This window comes from Ruegeria sp. AF8 (assembly GCF_056541825.1).
Window position 1 is genome coordinate 364,336 of record NZ_JBQFYW010000001.1, and the last position, 16,179, is coordinate 380,514.

A 16,179-nucleotide genomic window follows, 5' to 3' on the forward strand; every position below is an offset into this window, starting at 1 on the left:
TTTGCGTTGCGGCTTCATTACCAATTGCGACATGGGCGTCGCGTGCGTGCGCGAAGCGAAAAATTTTCCCGGCCGCAGGGCCGGGCCTATCCGGATCGCGCTTCGCGCCATACCAGAATCAGCGCGCTGGTCAGGATGATCGCGGCCCCGGTCACCGTGACCAGATCCGGGGCCACAGAGAAGGCGGCAAAGTCGTAGAGCGCGGCAAAGATCAACGTGGCATAGCTGATCGGCGCCACGAAAGAGGCGTCGGCCCGGGCCATGCCATTGACAAAGCAGAACTGCGCACAGGCCATCAGAACGCCCACCCCGGCCAGCGCCGCCCATTGCGCGGCGGTCGGCGCCTGCCAGACGAACAGCACCGCGACGGTGGCGATCGTCAGGCCCATCGCGTTGTTGATCAGCAGCACCTGCAGAGGGATCTCGCGCCCTGCCAGTTTCTTGATGAAAATCAGCTCCATCCCGATCACCGCGGCCGCCGACAGCGCCAGCAGGGCCGCCGGCTGAAAGCTTGCCGGGGTCGGCCGCAGCAGAATCAGCGCGCCGGTCAACGCCACACCGGCAGCGAGCCAGCGCCAGGGGCCGATGCGCTCGCCCAAAAGCGGGATCGCCAGGATCATGCCGAAGACCGGGTTGAGAAAGGAAATCGCGGTGGCGTCCGCCATCGGGATATAGGCGACCGAGGCAAACATCAGCGTCACCCCAGCCCAGCCGAAACTGGTGCGGCCCAGATGCAGCCCCCAATGCGGCCGCGTCAGGCGCGGTCGCGACACGCCGACCGCCAGGGCGATCACCACAAAGGCGAACAGGAACCGGCCATGGCTGATCTGCATCGGGTTAAGCGGCGGTCCCAGCGTATCCGTCCCCAGCGCCTTGGCCAGCAATGTGGTCGCCGCAATGAACGCGGTCGCGACAAAGATGAACCCGGCGGCCAGTGCGGGGTTTTGCGCCTTGGGGGTGAACATGGGCAAAAGCGGTGCGTCATAACCGCCGGATTGGCAAGCGAAATTCTTCGCTCAGCGCCGAACCGGCGGGGCCGCAAGCGCCGCCTTGGCCTGTTTCAGGCTGCTCAGGAACCGTTCGGCGCGCACGATCCGGGCTTCGACCTCCTCGATCCGCTCCTGCAGGAATGCCTCGCCATCGAATGAGTCCGGGTCGGCGGCCTCCAGCTGCCCCAGCAGCATCACCAGTTCCGCGATGCTGATCCCCGCCGCCTGGGCATCGGCGACCTGATCCAGCGTGATCAGCGCGTCCTCGGGATAGTCGCGATAGCTGTTGGTCGCGTCCGGCCCCGGCACCGACCGGATCAGCCCCTGCCGCTCATAGAACCGCAAAGTATCGCGGCTCAACCCGCTGCGCCGCGCCAGTTCTCCGATCCGCATATCCTAAAACCATTGACTCAACTCCATGGTTTTGATCCTATGCCAGTCAATCATTCCATGCAAGGAAACGATCATGGGTCCCAAATGCCAAAGCTGCGGCATGCCACTGTCGAAAGACCCCGAGGGCGGCGGGTCCGAGGCCGATGGCGGCCGCAGCACCTGCTATTGCTCCCTTTGCTACGACGGCGGGGCGTTCCGCCACCCCGACGCCACATTGGAAGAGTTTCAGGCCCATTGCGTCGACGCGCTTGCCGCCAAAGGGATGCCCCGCATTCTCGCATGGGCCTTTACCCGTGGCATGGGAAAGCTCGACCGCTGGCGTTCCGGCTGACCGAGGCGCTGCATTTCCGGTTGAACCGGTGCTGAATTCGAACTGACGGCATTTCAAGGGTTTTCAGTCCCGTATACCGGCGCTATAGAGCGGTCATGATCAAACACGCGCATATCCCCACGCTCCGACGCCGACGCCTTGCCGCGTAACCGGCTCGTTTGATCCTTGCGCATTGATAAAATGCGCGCACCCCCGACCAAATCAGTTGACGAAACCGCCCCTCGTGTAACACTCACTTGGGTTCAACCTACCGAAAAGGATGATCCGATGATCCCGTCCGTTCTGCCGACCTACAACCGCGCGCCCCTAGAATTCGTGAAGGGCGAAGGCGCCTGGCTGACCGAGGCGGATGGCCGACGTTTCCTCGACCTGGGCGCCGGCATCGCGGTGAACGCGCTGGGCCATGCCCATCCGGCGCTGGTCAAGGCGCTGTCGGATCAGGCCCATGCGCTGTGGCATGTCTCGAACCTTTACCAGATTCCGCAGCAGCAGGCGCTGGCCGACAAGCTGGTCGACCATACCTTTGCCGACACGGTGTTCTTTACAAATTCCGGCACCGAGGCCTGCGAACTGGCGGTCAAGATGGCCCGGAAGTATTTCTATGACAAAGGTCAGCCCGAGCGGGTCGAGATCCTTACCTTCGACGGCTCGTTCCACGGCCGCTCCTCCGCCGGCATCGCCGCCGCCGGATCAGAGAAGATGACCAAGGGCTTCGGCCCCCTGCTGCCCGGCTTCGTGCATCTGACCTTCGGCGATCTCGACGGCGTCACCAACGCCATCACCGACCAGACCGCCGCCATCCTGATCGAACCGGTGCAGGGCGAAGGCGGCATCCGCCCCGTCCCCGACGCCGATCTCAGGGCGCTCCGCCAGATCTGTGACGAGCACGGCCTGCTGCTGATCCTCGACGAGGTACAATGCGGCGTGGGGCGCACCGGCAAGCTTTTCGCCCATGAATGGGTCGGCATCACCCCCGATATCATGATGGTCGCCAAGGGCATCGGCGGCGGCTTCCCGCTGGGCGCGGTGCTCGCCACCGAAGACGCCGCCTCGGGCATGACAGCGGGCACTCATGGCTCCACATATGGCGGCAACCCGCTGGGCTGCGCGGTGGGCTGCGCGGTGATCGACCAGGTCGCCACTCCGGCTTTCCTCGAAGGCGTCAACCGCAAGGCGGGCCTTTTGCGCCAGAAACTCGAAGGGCTGGTTGCCGAACACCCAGACGTGTTCGAAGAGGTGCGCGGCGTCGGCCTGATGCTCGGCATCAAATGCAAGGCGGCCAATACGGATGTGGTCAAAGCGGGCTATGACAATCTGGTCATCACTGTGCCCGCCGCCGACAACGTGATCCGTCTGCTGCCACCGCTGACGCTCACCGAGGACGACATCGCCCAGGCCATGATCCGTCTGGACAAGGCCGCCGCTCAGGTCGAGACCACGCTGACCTCCGCCTGATCTTCATTTTTTCCGAATTCTCCGTGGGTGTGGGGGCCGGCCCCCACTTCCCGCCCAGCTAAAAGCGAAAACCGATGAACCATTTCCTCGACATTCATAAAACCGACTCCACCGACCTGCGTGGCATGATCGACCAGGCAGGCGCGATGAAACAGGCGCGCCTGGGTCGCCCCAAGGCCGCGCCCGATGACGATCAGCCGCTCAAGGGCCGCATGGTGGCGCTGATCTTTGAAAAACCCTCTACCCGCACCCGCGTGTCGTTCGACGTGGGCGTGCGCCAGATGGGCGGGCAGACCATGGTGCTGTCGGGCAAGGACATGCAGCTGGGCCATGGCGAAACCATTGCCGACACTGCCCGCGTGCTGTCGCGCTATGTCGACATGATCATGATCCGAACCTTCGACGAAACCATCCTGACCGAGATGGCGGAATATTCGGATGTGCCCGTCATCAACGGCCTGACGGACCGCACCCACCCCTGCCAGATCATGGCCGACGTGCTGACGTTTGAGGAACATCGCGGCCCCATCGCAGGCAAAAAGGTGGTCTGGACCGGCGACGGCAACAATGTCTGCGCCTCGTTTTTGCACGCAGCGGGCCAGTTCGGCTTCGATCTGACCTTCACCGGCCCGGCCCAGTTCGACCCCGAGGAAGAATTCATGGGCTTCGCCCGCCGGAAGGGTTCGAAAATTAACATCGAACGCGACCCGTTCAAGGCCGTCGAAGGCGCCGATCTGGTGGTTGCCGATACCTGGGTCTCGATGCACGATTCCCAATCCGCCAAGGAACGCCGCCACAACCTGCTGCGCCCCTATCAGGTCAATGCCGAGCTGATGTCCCACGCCGGACCGGACGCGCTGTTCATGCACTGCCTGCCCGCCCATCGCGAGGAAGAGGCCACTTCCGAGGTCATGGACGGCCCCAACTCGGTCATCTTCGACGAGGCCGAAAACCGGCTGCACGCGCAAAAAGCCATCATGCGCTGGTGCCTGGGGGCCTGACACGCGCACGCCCGCATGACTTTTGGGGAAGCGACGATGTCATCGCTTCCCCGTCTTGTGTTCAACAGCCCCGTTGCCCTTGCCGTCGTTTCGTCCAATGATGGCGGCGGGGAAGGGGTGGAGACCGGGGTCATGCATATAACTATCGCGGGTGCGGGCAGCATCGGCTGTTTTTGCGGCGGGCTGTTGGCGGCGGGCGGTCATGACGTCACGCTGCTGGGCCGGCCGCGCATCCTTGACCGGGTTGCGCAGCATGGGCTGACCGTCACCGATTTCTCGGGGCTCAAACTTACCGTCCCGTCCCGGCGTCTCACCCTGTCCACCGATCCGTCCTGCATGGCGCTGGCCGATGCCGTGATCGTCACCGTCAAAGGGGGCGCGACCGAAGAGATGGCCGCGCTGATCGGTCAATATGCCCTGGCGATCACTCCGATACTGTCTTTTCAGAACGGTATCGCAAACGCCCGGATGCTCAGGGCGCGTCTGCCAAAACGGGATGTCCGTGCTTCGATGGTGCCGTTCAACGTGGTGCCCACCGGCCCCGCGACCTGGCGCCGGGCCACTTCGGGCGACATCATGATAAAGGCGGGGCCGGGTGACCTGGCCTGGAAACTCTCGGTGCCCTACCTGCCGATCGAAGAGACCGCCCGCATCGAGGCGGTGCAGTGGGGCAAGCTGGTAATCAACCTCAACAACGCGCTCAACGCCCTGTCCGGACTGTCCCTGCGCGAGCAGTTGCTGGATCAGGACTGGCGGCGGCTGATGGCCGACCAGATGGCCGAGGCGCTGGCCGTGCTGAAAGCCGCCCGCATCGAGGTGGCCTCGCACATGCCGGTCCCCGCCTGGATGGCACCCCATATCCTGCGCCTGCCGACGCCGCTCTTTACCCGGGTCGCGGCCCGGATGCTGACCATCGACCCCAGCGCCCGCGCCTCGATGGCCTATGACCTCAGGGCCGGACGCCCTACCGAGATCGACAGTCTGCAGGGCGAGATTATCCGGCTGGGCGAGGCGCACTCCGTCCCGACCCCGATCTGTGAACGGGTTGCCACGCTGATCCGCGACGCCTCGGGTTCGGGCAACCGAAGCCCCAGCCTCAGCCCGTCCTGGATCGCCGCGGTGGGCTGAGGTTCCCGACTTTGACCGGAGATTGCGCGCAATAGAACCGGCCAATTGCCTCAGTCTTCGAATGAAGGCAACCGGCGGCGTTCAGATACAGAAGTGTGGTACTGTATGACGGGCCTACTCCGGCCGGAAGGAGAAACGAGATGAAGACAGTTCGCAGATTTCTGGTGGCGATCGTGGTGGTTGTGACCGGCGCATATTCCGCGCAGGCTGAAACGCCTCTGGGATCGACCATTTCGGAGGAAGTGTTTCTCTACATGAAAGTGCGACCGGGCGCAGCACAGGCGTTGCTGCCAGAAGGCTGGACGCTTGCACCATGGGCAAAGGGTGCCTGGGCCGGTGCGAATCTGCTGATCATACTGGGCGAAACCCGTTCCGATCTGGACCCGAAAGGAAAGCCAAGACGGGATACCGCGTATATGAGCATCCGCCTCTTCACATGGGGTCGCTCCGATGAGGTCGAGTGGCGAATTTTCAACACTCACCGCTTTGCCACCGACGCGCTCGCACCAAGTTCCGCAGCTCGAGACACTGTCGCCGAATTCCGACGCTCTGCTTCGCGCGCTGGCGACGGGCAAAATCATGCTGAGGTGGAAGATCACTGGGAGATGTCGCAGGACGGCGGGACCTTTCGTTTTGAAGTGTCATATACCGCTCAGACGCCGCGTTTCTCGACACAACAGGGCAAAGTCGCCAATCCTGACGACATCGAAGGCCCTCCAGTCGGTTTCCGGATCGAACAACTCTCCTACATGATCCTCGGGCTGGACAAACCCGAATACGTTCACGACCTGAAACTTACCAATACCGTGCCGGCCCTGGCATCCCTGCTTGATGGCTCGGAAGAGGTTCTTTCTGTCCGAGTATTGCCCGTAAAACTGACCAACCGCTTTCTACCGTGAGGAATCGGGACAGCTTTCCAGTTCAGATTTACCCGGCAACACCCAATAACCTGATTGCAGTCAAAGGGTCCGGTCTCTGGGCGCTCGCCGAAGGTTCGGGGATGCGCTCAATCGACGAACGGACAGATCTGTGGCGACCCACGGCTGACAAGGTTCTCCAACAACGCCGGTCGGTTCACGCCAGCGCGTTCAGGATCACGAAGACCACGGCCGACATTGCGGCCGCCGCAGGTACCGTGATGACCCAGGCTGCAATGATGGTCATGAAATGCGACCGGCGCACCAGCTTGCGGCGACGGCGTTCCTCACGCGCCAAACGCATCTCGGCCGGGCGTTGGCTGGAGGTTTTGCGCGACCGCCGTTCGGAATGCCACTCGCGATAGAACCCCACCCCGAAAACACCGCCCACGGCGATATGGGTGGAACTCACCGGCAGGCCCAGCCAACTGGCGACGATCACCGTGATAGCCGCCGACAGCGCCACGCAATAGGCGCGCATCGGGTTCAGCTTGGTGATCTGGCTGCCGACCATGCGGATCAGTTTCGGTCCGAACAGGAACAGCCCGAACGAAATGCCGAACGCGCCAATCACCATCACCCAGCTCGGGATCGACACCTTGGCGGAAAATCCTCCGAACTCGGTCGCGTGCACGATGGCCGCCAGCGGGCCGACCGCATTGGCCACGTCATTGGCGCCATGGGCAAAGCTCAGCAGCGCAGCCGAGATGACCAGCGGCAGGCCGAACAAGGTCTTGATCGACTTGGTCCGGTTCTCCATTCCTTCGGATTTCCGGCGCACCAGCGGAACCGTCACGATCCAGGAGGCAAAGGCCGCGACCAGACCGATCAGCAGGGCGTATTCCAGATCGATCTTGACGATCCTCTTCAGTCCCTTGACCGCCAGGTAAGAGGCAAATGCCCCGGCCATGATCGCCACCAGGACCGGCACCCAGCGCCGTGCGGCGGCGATCTTGTCATCCTGATACTGGATCTTGTGCTTGATCAGTGCCAGAAACAGCGCCGCAATCACCCCGCCCAGCACCGGCGAGATCACCCAGCTTGCGGCAATCTTGCCCATGGTCGCCCAACTGACCGCCGACAGGCCCGCGGCCGCGACACCGGCTCCCATAACCCCGCCCACGACCGAATGCGTGGTCGATACCGGCGCGCCCACCCAGGTTGCCAGATTGACCCACAGCGCCGATGAAATCAGCGCCGCCATCATCGCCCAGATGAAGACCTGCGTGTCCTGAACCGAGGCCGGATCGATGATGCCCTTGGAAATCGTCGATACCACGTCACCACCCGCCAGCAGCGCACCTGCACTCTCGGCTATGGCGGCAATGGCGATGGCGCCACCCATGGTCAGGGCGTTGGCTCCAACCGCCGGCCCCATGTTGTTCGCCACATCGTTGGCGCCGATATTGATCGCCATATATGCGCCGACAGTCGCAGCGGCAATGACGATTAAATTTCCGCCACCGCCGCCAAAAAACACCGAGGCCACAAGCCCGGCCAGAACGATAAAGGCCAATGAGATCCCTGGCGCGACCAGTGGGCGCGACACATAGGTTGTCGCCTGCTCGACCCGCGAAATGCGCTTGAGGTCCTTGTCCAGAGATTTCCAGCGGGTTGGCGTCGGTGTTTCGGTCATGGTCTTTCGTCGGAGAGAGTCACGTCGCGCCAGCGACTAATCCCTTGCAACCCGACTGGCAAGGGTAACATCGCAAATCCTTCGTGAACGGCCTACAACTGGCGCAGTAAGGCCTGCAATTCGGGCTCGTTCACGCGATTGGCGGCATCCAGCGGTGTCACCCATTCCCGTTCACGCTCGTGCGCTTCGGGATAGTCATCGGAAATGCTGTCGACAAATACCCGATATACACTGGTTAGAACGGTCTGCGACGACCCGTTGTTCAGCGTCTTGTCATACGAATACTGCCCGACCGGGTCCTGCAAGACATCGGCCTTGCGAACCCCGGCTTCTTCCCAGGCTTCCCGCAACGCGCTTTGCGCGCCGTCGAGACCATCGATGGGCCAGCCCTTAGGTACAATCCACCTGCCGGATCCCCGGCTGGTGATCAGCAAAACTTCGTCGCCGCGCCTGGACGGGCGCGTGCACAGGGCCGCGACCTGCACCCCGTTGGGGCGCCGGACCAAAGGTCGGACGACCTCTTCCCAGGCTTTGCGTAACCGTTTGTTCATTTTGCCGATTTCTTGTTCGCGCGTGAAATCCGATTTGGCTCTACTTAGCAATTCAGCCGGAGGATTCAACTGGCCGCGGGAATTTTATCCACAGCCATAGCCGGGTTGCGCCGAATTCCGCCATGTCGCATTCTGCGCCGGTCGAACAGCGCGGGGACAGGCATGGGCAAGGCACGGATCGGGGTCTACGGTCTTGGGACGATGGGCAGCGCATTGGCCCTGAACTTCGCCGAACACGGCATCCCCGTCTGCGTCACCAATCGCGAACCGGACTGGATCGAACCCTTCGTGGCCCGTGCCGGGGCGCTGGCCGACAGGATCAGCACCGCACAATCCCTGCCGGAATTCGTAGCGCAGCTCGAAACCCCGCGCCTGATCCTCTTGATGATCCCTTCCGGCGCACCGGTGGATGCCATGCTCGCCGCCTTCCGCCCCCTGCTGTCACCCGGCGACACGCTGATCGACGCGGGTAACGCCAATTTCAATGATAGCCGCCGTCGCTCGGCCGAACTCGAGGGCACCGGGCTGCATTTCGTCGGCATGGGCGTCTCGGGCGGTGAAGAAGGCGCGCGGCACGGCCCCTCGATGATGGTGGGCGGTTCGGATCACAGCTGGCGTCACCTGCGCCCGGTGCTGGAACCGATCGCCGCCAGGTTCCACAACGACCCCTGCATCGCGCATCTGGGCTCCGACGGAGCCGGGCATTTCGTCAAGACCGTGCATAACGGCATCGAATATGCCGACATGCAGATGATCGCCGAAATCTACGGCCTGCTGCGCGACGGGGCAGGGTGGGAGGCCCCGCGCATCGGCGCGCTGTTTCAGCGCTGGGATTCCGGCCCGCTGGCCTCGTTCCTGGTCGAGATCACCGCCCGCGTCCTGCAAACCGCCGATCCGCTCTCGGGCCGACCGATGGTCGACATGATCCGCGATCAGGCGGGTCAGAAGGGCACCGGGCGCTGGACGGTGATCGAGGCGCTCAAGCTGGGCCAGTCCGCTCCGGCCATCGAGGCCGCCGTCGGTGCCCGCGCCTGGTCATCGGCCAAACCCGCCCGGCTCGCTGCCGCCACGCAACTGCCGCCCGTAGGAGACAAGGGGTCAATTCCTGAACCCGACACGCTGGCGCAAGCGCTTTATGCGGGCCGCCTGCTGGCCCATCTTCAGGGCTTCGAGATCCTGCGTGCCGCCGCCTCCGAGTATGGCTGGCCGCTCGATCTTGCCCGCACCGCCGAAATCTGGCGCGCGGGCTGCATCATCCGCTCATCCCTGCTTGACGACCTTGCCCCGGCGCTGCGCGCAACCCCCGAGCGCCCCGCATTCCTGGCCCCGGCCATTCCCGACCTGCTCGCCCCCGTATTGCCAGGCCTGCGCGCCACCGTGGCACAGGCCATAACCTCCGGCCTGCCAGTCCCGGCGCTGGCGAGCGCGCTGGGTTGGTACGACAGCATCCGCCAGGCCACCGGCACCGCTAACCTGATCCAGGCCCAGCGCGATTTCTTCGGCCACCACGGGTTCGAACGCACTGACCGATCGGGAAAGGCGCATGCCGAATGGGGGTGAGGTGCCAGGCAAACATCTGATCTCATGCGACAGATTGCCGTTCCGAAACACCAGAAGCTTCACCTCCAAATGCGTTTTCACGCATTCAGGTCACCATAATTGTTCCCGTTCCAGCAGTGATCTATCGTGAGGGCACCCAAAGCTGATCCCAAAGGGACAAATCATGCAAAAGATATTGTTGACCGGATTCGAAGCCTACGGAACAACGCCTATCAACCCGGCGGAACAGGTGGCACGAGCCCTCGATGGTGAAACGCTGAGCGGCGCCAGGATCGTGGCCCGTATCATTCCCAATACCTTTTTCACGTGTATTGAAGTCGTCAAAGCGGCTATTTCCGAAATTCAACCGATGGCGGTTGTGATGATGGGTGAATATGGTGGGCGGTCGATGATCACCGTCGAGAGACTGGCGCAAAACCTCAACGACGGCGCACGCTACGGTCTACGTGACAACGCTGGCAAGCTTTTGCAGGATGAACTGACGGCGCCGGACGGGCCAGCAGCATACAGGTCAACCCTGCCCATCCGGGCGATGGTGCTGGCGATGCGCCAGGCTGGCATTCCTTCGGATATTTCGGATGCCGCGGGTACATTTTGCTGCAACCATCTCATGTACGGAATACTGCATCACGCAGCGACCGCGAACCTGAACATTCCGGTCGGTTGGGTGCACCTGCCGCATTTGCCGGAAGTGGCTGCAATGGATCAAAACCTTGGCGCACCCAGCATGTCCGCCGATACCGCAGTCAGGGGCCTTCGGGTGAGCATCTCGGCAATCGTCGAAAACCCCCATGATGTAACCGAACCGGTTGCGTCCCGCTTGCAAATCTAGGCGTTGCACATAGGGCGCGCGCATTTGGCCCTTTGACAGCAGCGCTCTCACAATCTTGTTGCGCGTAGCTCTCGGATCGCGACCCTCACCCATTGCATCCCCCAGCTCAATCGGCAAGCTGGCGGGTAGGGGAGAGCGATATGACCGAGCAACTGACAGGCGACTATGACTATGTCATCATCGGCGGCGGCACCGCCGGATGCGTGCTGGCCAACCGCCTCAGCGAAGATCCGAAATCCCGCGTGCTGCTGCTCGAAGCGGGCGGCAACGACCGCTATCACTGGGTCCATATCCCGGTGGGTTACCTTTATTGCATTGGCAATCCCCGCGTCGACTGGATGATGAAGACCGCGTCCGAGCCTGGCCTCAACGGCCGGTCGCTGGTCTATCCCCGCGGCAAGGTGCTGGGCGGCTGCACCTCGATCAACGGCATGATCTACATGCGCGGGCAGGCCGCCGATTATGACGGCTGGCGGCAGATGGGCAATGTGGGCTGGGGCTGGGACGATGTGCTGCCCTGGTTCCGCAAATCCGAGGATCACCACAAGGGCGAGACCGACCAGCACGGGGCAGGGGGCGAATGGAAGGTGACCACTCAGCGCCTCAGCTGGGACATCCTGCGCGCCTTTCAGGACGGGGCCATGGAATTCGGATACCTGCCGACCCCGGATTTCAATTCCGGCAACAACGAAGGTTCGGGCTTCTTCGAAGTGAACCAGCGCAACGGGATGCGCTGGAACACCACCAAAGCCTTCCTGCGTCCCGCCCGCAAACGCCCCAACCTGCGGGTGCTGACCCATGCGATGACCGACCGGCTGATCCTTGACGGCAAACGTGTCACCGGCGTCGCCTTCCGCCACAGGGGCCGCCCCATGACCGTCACCGCTCGGGCCGAGGTGCTGCTGGCCGCAGGCTCCATCAATTCGCCCAAACTGCTGGAACTGTCGGGCATTGGCCAGCCCGACCGCCTGTCCGGGCTGGGCATTGCGCCGGTCCACGACCTTCCGGGCGTGGGCGAAAACCTACAGGATCACCTGCAGATCCGCACCGTGTTCAAGGTACAGAACACCGAAACGCTCAACGAAAAGGCCAATTCTCTGACGGGGCGTATCGGCATCGGCGTGGAATACGCGCTCAGGCGGTCCGGCCCGCTTTCCATGGCGCCCAGTCAGTTCGGCCTCTTTACCAAATCCGATCCGTCGCTTTCCACACCGGATCTGGAATACCACGTCCAGCCGCTCTCGACCGACCGGCTCGGCGACCCGCTGCATGCCTTTCCGGCGATCACCGTTTCGGTCTGCAACCTGCGCCCCGAAAGCGTCGGCCACTGCCACATCACCACCAGCCAGCCCGACCCGCAGCCCGATATCCGCCTCAACTATCTCAGCGCCGCGCGCGACAAACAGGTCGCCGTCGCCGCCGTCAAGCAGGCCCGTCGGATCATGACGGCACGGGCGTTGCGGCCCTACGCCCCGCAAGAGTTCCTGCCCGGCCCCGAAATCGCCACTGATGACGAGCTGCTGCGCGAGGCGGGCAATATCGCCACCACGATCTTTCACCCGGTCGGCACCTGCAAGATGGGCACCGATCCGATGGCCGTTACCGCGCCTGACCTCAAGGTCCATGGCGTGGGCGGCCTGCGGGTGATCGACGCCTCGATCATGCCGAAAATCGTCAGCGGCAACACCGCCTCTCCGGTCATCATGATCGCCGAGAAAGCCGCCGACATGATCCGCACTTCATCCGGCTGAAAATATCCCGAAGATCACCATTGAAACGCCATTGATCGGAGTGACAATGGCGACGGGCAGCATCCTCGGCCTGTCCCTTCATATTACTGGGTAAGGCCCATCCGGCGCCATTTGGCCGAACACGTTTTCCCGGTGCCATCGCAGGTTTTCAGGATGTGGCAAGTTGCGCGGATCATCAGGTCGGATCAACCTGCGCCCGGGCAGCAACAGGCGGTCAACCACCTCTGCAGGTACCTTGTTGTGCGAAATCAGGATCGTCTCACAGTCTTCCGCCACCGAGATCAGGCCCCGGTCGAACATCCAGTGTAATGTTCCTGATAAAGCCAGGCCGTTCCGAACCGAGTCACTGCCATTCTTCTCGACGGGAATGATATGGGCGGCCTGTACCTCGGGTCGTCCACCGCCGTTCCGCAATCCTAGTCCCGACATTGCGCAGCGATACCCGTAGGCAACTCGAACCTTGCGAGAAAAGGCCACGTCCCGAAATTTGCGTCGGGTCAGTCGCTCGATAACAGGCCGCCTGAAGATTTGCGCCTCCTCCTCCAACGCGATTGGCGCGTGACCATAGCGACCGGCTTCCATCTGTTCCAAGTCCTCCGGTAGCCCCAGATTGACGATATGGGTAAACTCCGCTTCCGGCAGGACACGTACTGCCGACTGAACCAAGCCGCCTTTCTTGGGTGTTCCGTCGGGTTCTGCGAGCGCCGCCTCCAAGGGGCGTCCACCAGCGAGCCGCGGGACATCCTGATCGAATGGCAGATAGCTGCCCGGTTTGATCAACGCCAGAAAGCGCCCCTTGACGGCAGGATTTTCAATAGCGTCCGATATCTGTGCGACGGCGAAATATCCTCTGGGTCCGGCCTTGACTGGTTCATAGTAGATGATCCAGTCCCCGATCGCCTGCTGGATTGCTTTCAGATAGGTGCGTGGGAAATCGTATCGGACATCGGGTTCGTCATCGTAAATAGAATTGGCTTTGTGCAAAAGAACCAGTTTCACCATGCGCTCAGGAAAACGACAAAAGGTGAAATAGCAAGCAAAATATCTGTTCGGAGTCTACGGGCCTCTAGATGAAAGAATTCATCCGTAGGGAAAAAGAACGCAACCTCAACTCCCCCGCCGTTTCGCCCGCAACGTCGGATCGGCCTCGGTCGGATCTTCCGGCCAAGGATGTTTGGGATATTGCGCCCGCATATCCTTGCGCACATCCGCATAGGAACCCGCCCAGAATCCCGGCAGATCGCGGGTGATCTGAATGGGCCGCTGCGCCGGAGACAAAAGCGTGATCTTCAGCGGCTCTCCCCCCACCACAGGGTGCCGCGTCAGACCGAACAGCTCCTGCAACCGCACCGAAATCTCCGGAACCGCTCCGCCATAATCAATCGGTACCTTCCGTCCCAGCGGTGTGACGAACGATCCCGGTGCGCTTCGGTCAAGCTCCTGCATCTGCTCCCAGCTCAACGCCGCCCGCAGCGCGGGCAGCAGGTCGAACCGCTTCCAGTCCTCGGCGTTTTTCACGCCCGAAAGCATCGGGAGAAGCCAGCTTTCCACCGTTTCCAGCAAGCCTTGTGCGGAAAAATCCGGCAAATCGGCGCCGTTTGCCCGTACCAGTTCCACCCGCGCCGCCAGCCGCGCGGCGGCCCCGTTCAGCCGCAGACCCAGATCGCGCACCCCGTCCAGCATCGCCGCTGCCACCGCCGCATCCGGCGCATCCTTCCAAATCCGGTCCTCCAGCGTGATCGCCCCGAACCGCTCCTGCCGCCGCGCCACCACCCGGCGCTCGCGCTTCGACCAGGCGCAGACATCATCCCAGCCGGTCTGATCGCCAAACAGATCCCGGATTTCACGCTCCGAGATCTGCGCGGCCAGCCGGATTTTCGCCTCGCGCGGGTTCCCGTCAGTGTCGATCGCCACCAGATAGGGCGCTCCGGCCAGTGTATCGCCGCCCTCCAGCACCGCGCCCTTGCCGCCCGACAGGACAAAGCGCGGCACATCGCCCTTGCGCCGCTGCCCGATGCGGTCGGGATAGGCCAACGCCGCCATCGCGGCTGCGCTCATCCGCCCTTCAGGCGTCTTCGCCTGTCCGCGCAATCGCCCGGTTTCCGCACGGATACGGTCCAGAACCCCCGGATTCAGCGCGAACGGCCGGTTGCGCCGAAACGCTTTCGCATCCCTGAGCGCCTCCAGCCGCAGGCCCAGATCCGCCGGCGCGCCCTTCAGCGGATCGCGCTCGGCCATCAAAGCGGCCAGCGGGGCCGCCGCGCCCCCCGCCGTGACCAGCATATGTCCCAGCCGGGGATGCAGGGGCAGTGCTGCCAGCGCCCGTCCATGACCGGTGATCCGGCCCTTGGCGTCCAGCGCCCCCAGCATCGCCAGCAAAGCCCGCGCCTCGGCCATCGCCCCTTCTGGCGGCGGGGTCAGAAAGGCCAGATCACCCGGTTCCGCGCCCCACAAGGCAAGCTCCAGCGCCAGCCCGGTCAGGTCGGCCGCCTCGATCTCGGCGGGCGGAAATGCCGTCAATGCACCCTCTTCCCCCTTCGACCACAGCCGGTAACAAGCCCCTTCGGCCACCCGTCCCGCACGCCCCGCCCGCTGGGTCGCCTCGGCCCGCGTCACCCGTTCGGTCACCAGCCGCGACATGCCTGCGCCCGGATCGAACCGCGCCCGGCGCGCCTGTCCCATATCCACCACCACCCGGATATCGGGAATCGTCAGCGAGGTTTCGGCAATCGATGTCGCCAACACCACCTTGCGCCCTGTCTGAACTGGCGCGATCGCTGCGCGCTGGGCGGCAAAGGGCATCGCCCCGAACAGCGGCCGCACCTCGCAGTCGCCGGACAAACGCGTCGTCAGCACCGCCTCGGCCCGCCGGATCTCGCCCTCGCCGGGAAGAAATACCAGCATTCCGCCGCCTGTCGCCCGCGTCTCGCGCTCGGCCCGCACAACCAGATCGACCAGCGCGTCCAGCCGCCGCGCCTTCGGCCCCAGTGGGCGCTCCAGCCAGCGGGTCTCCACCGGATAGCTGCGCCCCTCGGACGTCACCAGAGGGGCATCCATCAACGCGCCCACCGGTTCCGCATCCAATGTCGCCGACATCGCCAGCAGGATCAGGTCGTCCCGCAATGCACCCGCCACTTCCAGCGCCAGCGCCAGCCCCAGATCGGCATTCAGCGACCGTTCGTGAAACTCGTCGAAAATCACCGCGCCGACGCCCGGCAGATCCGGCTCGGATTGCAGCATCCGGGTCAGAATGCCCTCGGTCACCACTTCGATCCGCGTGGCTTTTGACACCTTCGCATCCCCACGCACCCGGTATCCGACGGTCTCTCCCGCCCGCTCGCCCAGCGTCTCGGCCATCCGCTCGGCAGCCGCCCGCGCCGCCAGCCTGCGTGGCTCCAGCATCACGATCCGGCCCGCACACAGGCCGGCCTCCAGCATCGCCAGCGGCACCCGCGTCGTCTTGCCCGCGCCGGGCGGGGCCTGCAGCACCGCCCGCCCGCGCGCCTTCAGCGCGGCAATTAGATCGGGCAGGGCGTCGTCTATCGGCAGTCGGTCCATGCCGCCTTATCGCCAAAGCCTTGGCAGAGGTCCAGCGCACCTGCGGCAAATCCCGTCACCCGACGGCTCTGGACAAA

General features: G+C 63.5%; 14 protein-coding genes. 8 read left to right on the plus strand and 6 right to left on the minus strand.

Features of this window, described 5'->3' with window-relative positions; translation table 11 throughout:
* Window positions 1–86: 86 nt before the first annotated feature.
* Together ACR0AO_RS01765 and ACR0AO_RS01770 are read right to left on the minus strand one after the other, a co-directional pair.
* Entirely contained in the window at window positions 87–965 is an 879-nt protein-coding gene (locus ACR0AO_RS01765; protein ID WP_480599149.1) for a DMT family transporter, read from the minus strand.
* Between the two features lie 51 nt (window positions 966–1,016).
* Window positions 1,017–1,382 (minus strand): MerR family transcriptional regulator, encoded by a 366-nt coding sequence (locus ACR0AO_RS01770; protein ID WP_480599151.1) that lies wholly within the window; start codon window positions 1,380–1,382, stop codon window positions 1,017–1,019.
* Window positions 1,383–1,455: 73 nt separating this feature from the next.
* On the opposite strand from ACR0AO_RS01770, the gene ACR0AO_RS01775 reads away from it, so the two are divergent.
* The 5 genes from ACR0AO_RS01775 to ACR0AO_RS01795 all read left to right on the plus strand — a co-directional run bounded on the left by ACR0AO_RS01775 (window position 1,456) and on the right by ACR0AO_RS01795 (window position 6,196).
* Entirely contained in the window at window positions 1,456–1,713 is a 258-nt protein-coding gene (locus ACR0AO_RS01775) for a zinc ribbon domain-containing protein (protein ID WP_480599153.1), read from the plus strand.
* Window positions 1,714–1,980: 267 nt separating this feature from the next.
* On the plus strand, window positions 1,981–3,168 hold the full coding sequence (locus ACR0AO_RS01780; protein ID WP_480599155.1) for an acetylornithine transaminase: 1,188 nt from the start codon (window positions 1,981–1,983) through the stop codon (window positions 3,166–3,168).
* Window positions 3,169–3,242: 74 nt separating this feature from the next.
* Window positions 3,243–4,169 (plus strand): ornithine carbamoyltransferase, encoded by a 927-nt coding sequence (argF, locus tag ACR0AO_RS01785; RefSeq protein WP_480599158.1) that lies wholly within the window; start codon window positions 3,243–3,245, stop codon window positions 4,167–4,169.
* Between the two features lie 36 nt (window positions 4,170–4,205).
* Window positions 4,206–5,297: a 2-dehydropantoate 2-reductase gene (locus ACR0AO_RS01790; protein ID WP_480599160.1), complete on the plus strand. Its 1,092-nt coding sequence runs from the start codon at window positions 4,206–4,208 to the stop codon at window positions 5,295–5,297.
* A gap of 140 nt (window positions 5,298–5,437) precedes the next feature.
* The gene (locus ACR0AO_RS01795) at window positions 5,438–6,196 is read left to right on the plus strand and encodes a hypothetical protein (protein ID WP_480599162.1); all 759 of its coding nucleotides are present in this window, start codon (window positions 5,438–5,440) and stop codon (window positions 6,194–6,196) included.
* A 175-nt stretch (window positions 6,197–6,371) separates the two neighbouring features.
* Here ACR0AO_RS01795 and ACR0AO_RS01800 read toward each other — a convergent pair whose 3' ends face one another.
* Together ACR0AO_RS01800 and ACR0AO_RS01805 are read right to left on the minus strand one after the other, a co-directional pair.
* Entirely contained in the window at window positions 6,372–7,850 is a 1,479-nt protein-coding gene (locus ACR0AO_RS01800; RefSeq protein WP_480599164.1) for an inorganic phosphate transporter, read from the minus strand.
* 92 nt (window positions 7,851–7,942) lie between these two features.
* Complete coding sequence (locus ACR0AO_RS01805; RefSeq protein ID WP_480599166.1) at window positions 7,943–8,401, minus strand: NUDIX hydrolase; 459 nt, start codon at window positions 8,399–8,401, stop codon at window positions 7,943–7,945.
* Between the two features lie 162 nt (window positions 8,402–8,563).
* Here ACR0AO_RS01805 and gndA point away from each other — a divergent pair, with 162 nt between their 5' ends.
* The 3 genes from gndA to ACR0AO_RS01820 all read left to right on the plus strand — a co-directional run bounded on the left by gndA (window position 8,564) and on the right by ACR0AO_RS01820 (window position 12,544).
* Complete coding sequence (gene gndA / locus ACR0AO_RS01810; protein ID WP_480599168.1) at window positions 8,564–9,961, plus strand: NADP-dependent phosphogluconate dehydrogenase; 1,398 nt, start codon at window positions 8,564–8,566, stop codon at window positions 9,959–9,961.
* 163 nt (window positions 9,962–10,124) lie between these two features.
* On the plus strand, window positions 10,125–10,793 hold the full coding sequence (gene pcp / locus ACR0AO_RS01815; RefSeq protein WP_480599170.1) for a pyroglutamyl-peptidase I: 669 nt from the start codon (window positions 10,125–10,127) through the stop codon (window positions 10,791–10,793).
* Between the two features lie 140 nt (window positions 10,794–10,933).
* Window positions 10,934–12,544 carry a GMC family oxidoreductase gene (locus tag ACR0AO_RS01820; protein WP_480599172.1) on the plus strand — a complete coding sequence of 537 codons (1,611 nt, stop codon included), beginning with the start codon at window positions 10,934–10,936 and terminating at the stop codon, window positions 12,542–12,544.
* Between the two features lie 78 nt (window positions 12,545–12,622).
* On the opposite strand, the gene ACR0AO_RS01825 is transcribed toward ACR0AO_RS01820, so the two are convergent.
* Entirely contained in the window at window positions 12,623–13,546 is a 924-nt protein-coding gene (locus ACR0AO_RS01825) for an HNH endonuclease (protein ID WP_480599174.1), read from the minus strand.
* A gap of 105 nt (window positions 13,547–13,651) precedes the next feature.
* Window positions 13,652–16,102 (minus strand): ATP-dependent helicase HrpB, encoded by a 2,451-nt coding sequence (hrpB, locus tag ACR0AO_RS01830; protein ID WP_480599176.1) that lies wholly within the window; start codon window positions 16,100–16,102, stop codon window positions 13,652–13,654.
* Window positions 16,103–16,179 lie beyond the last annotated feature (77 nt).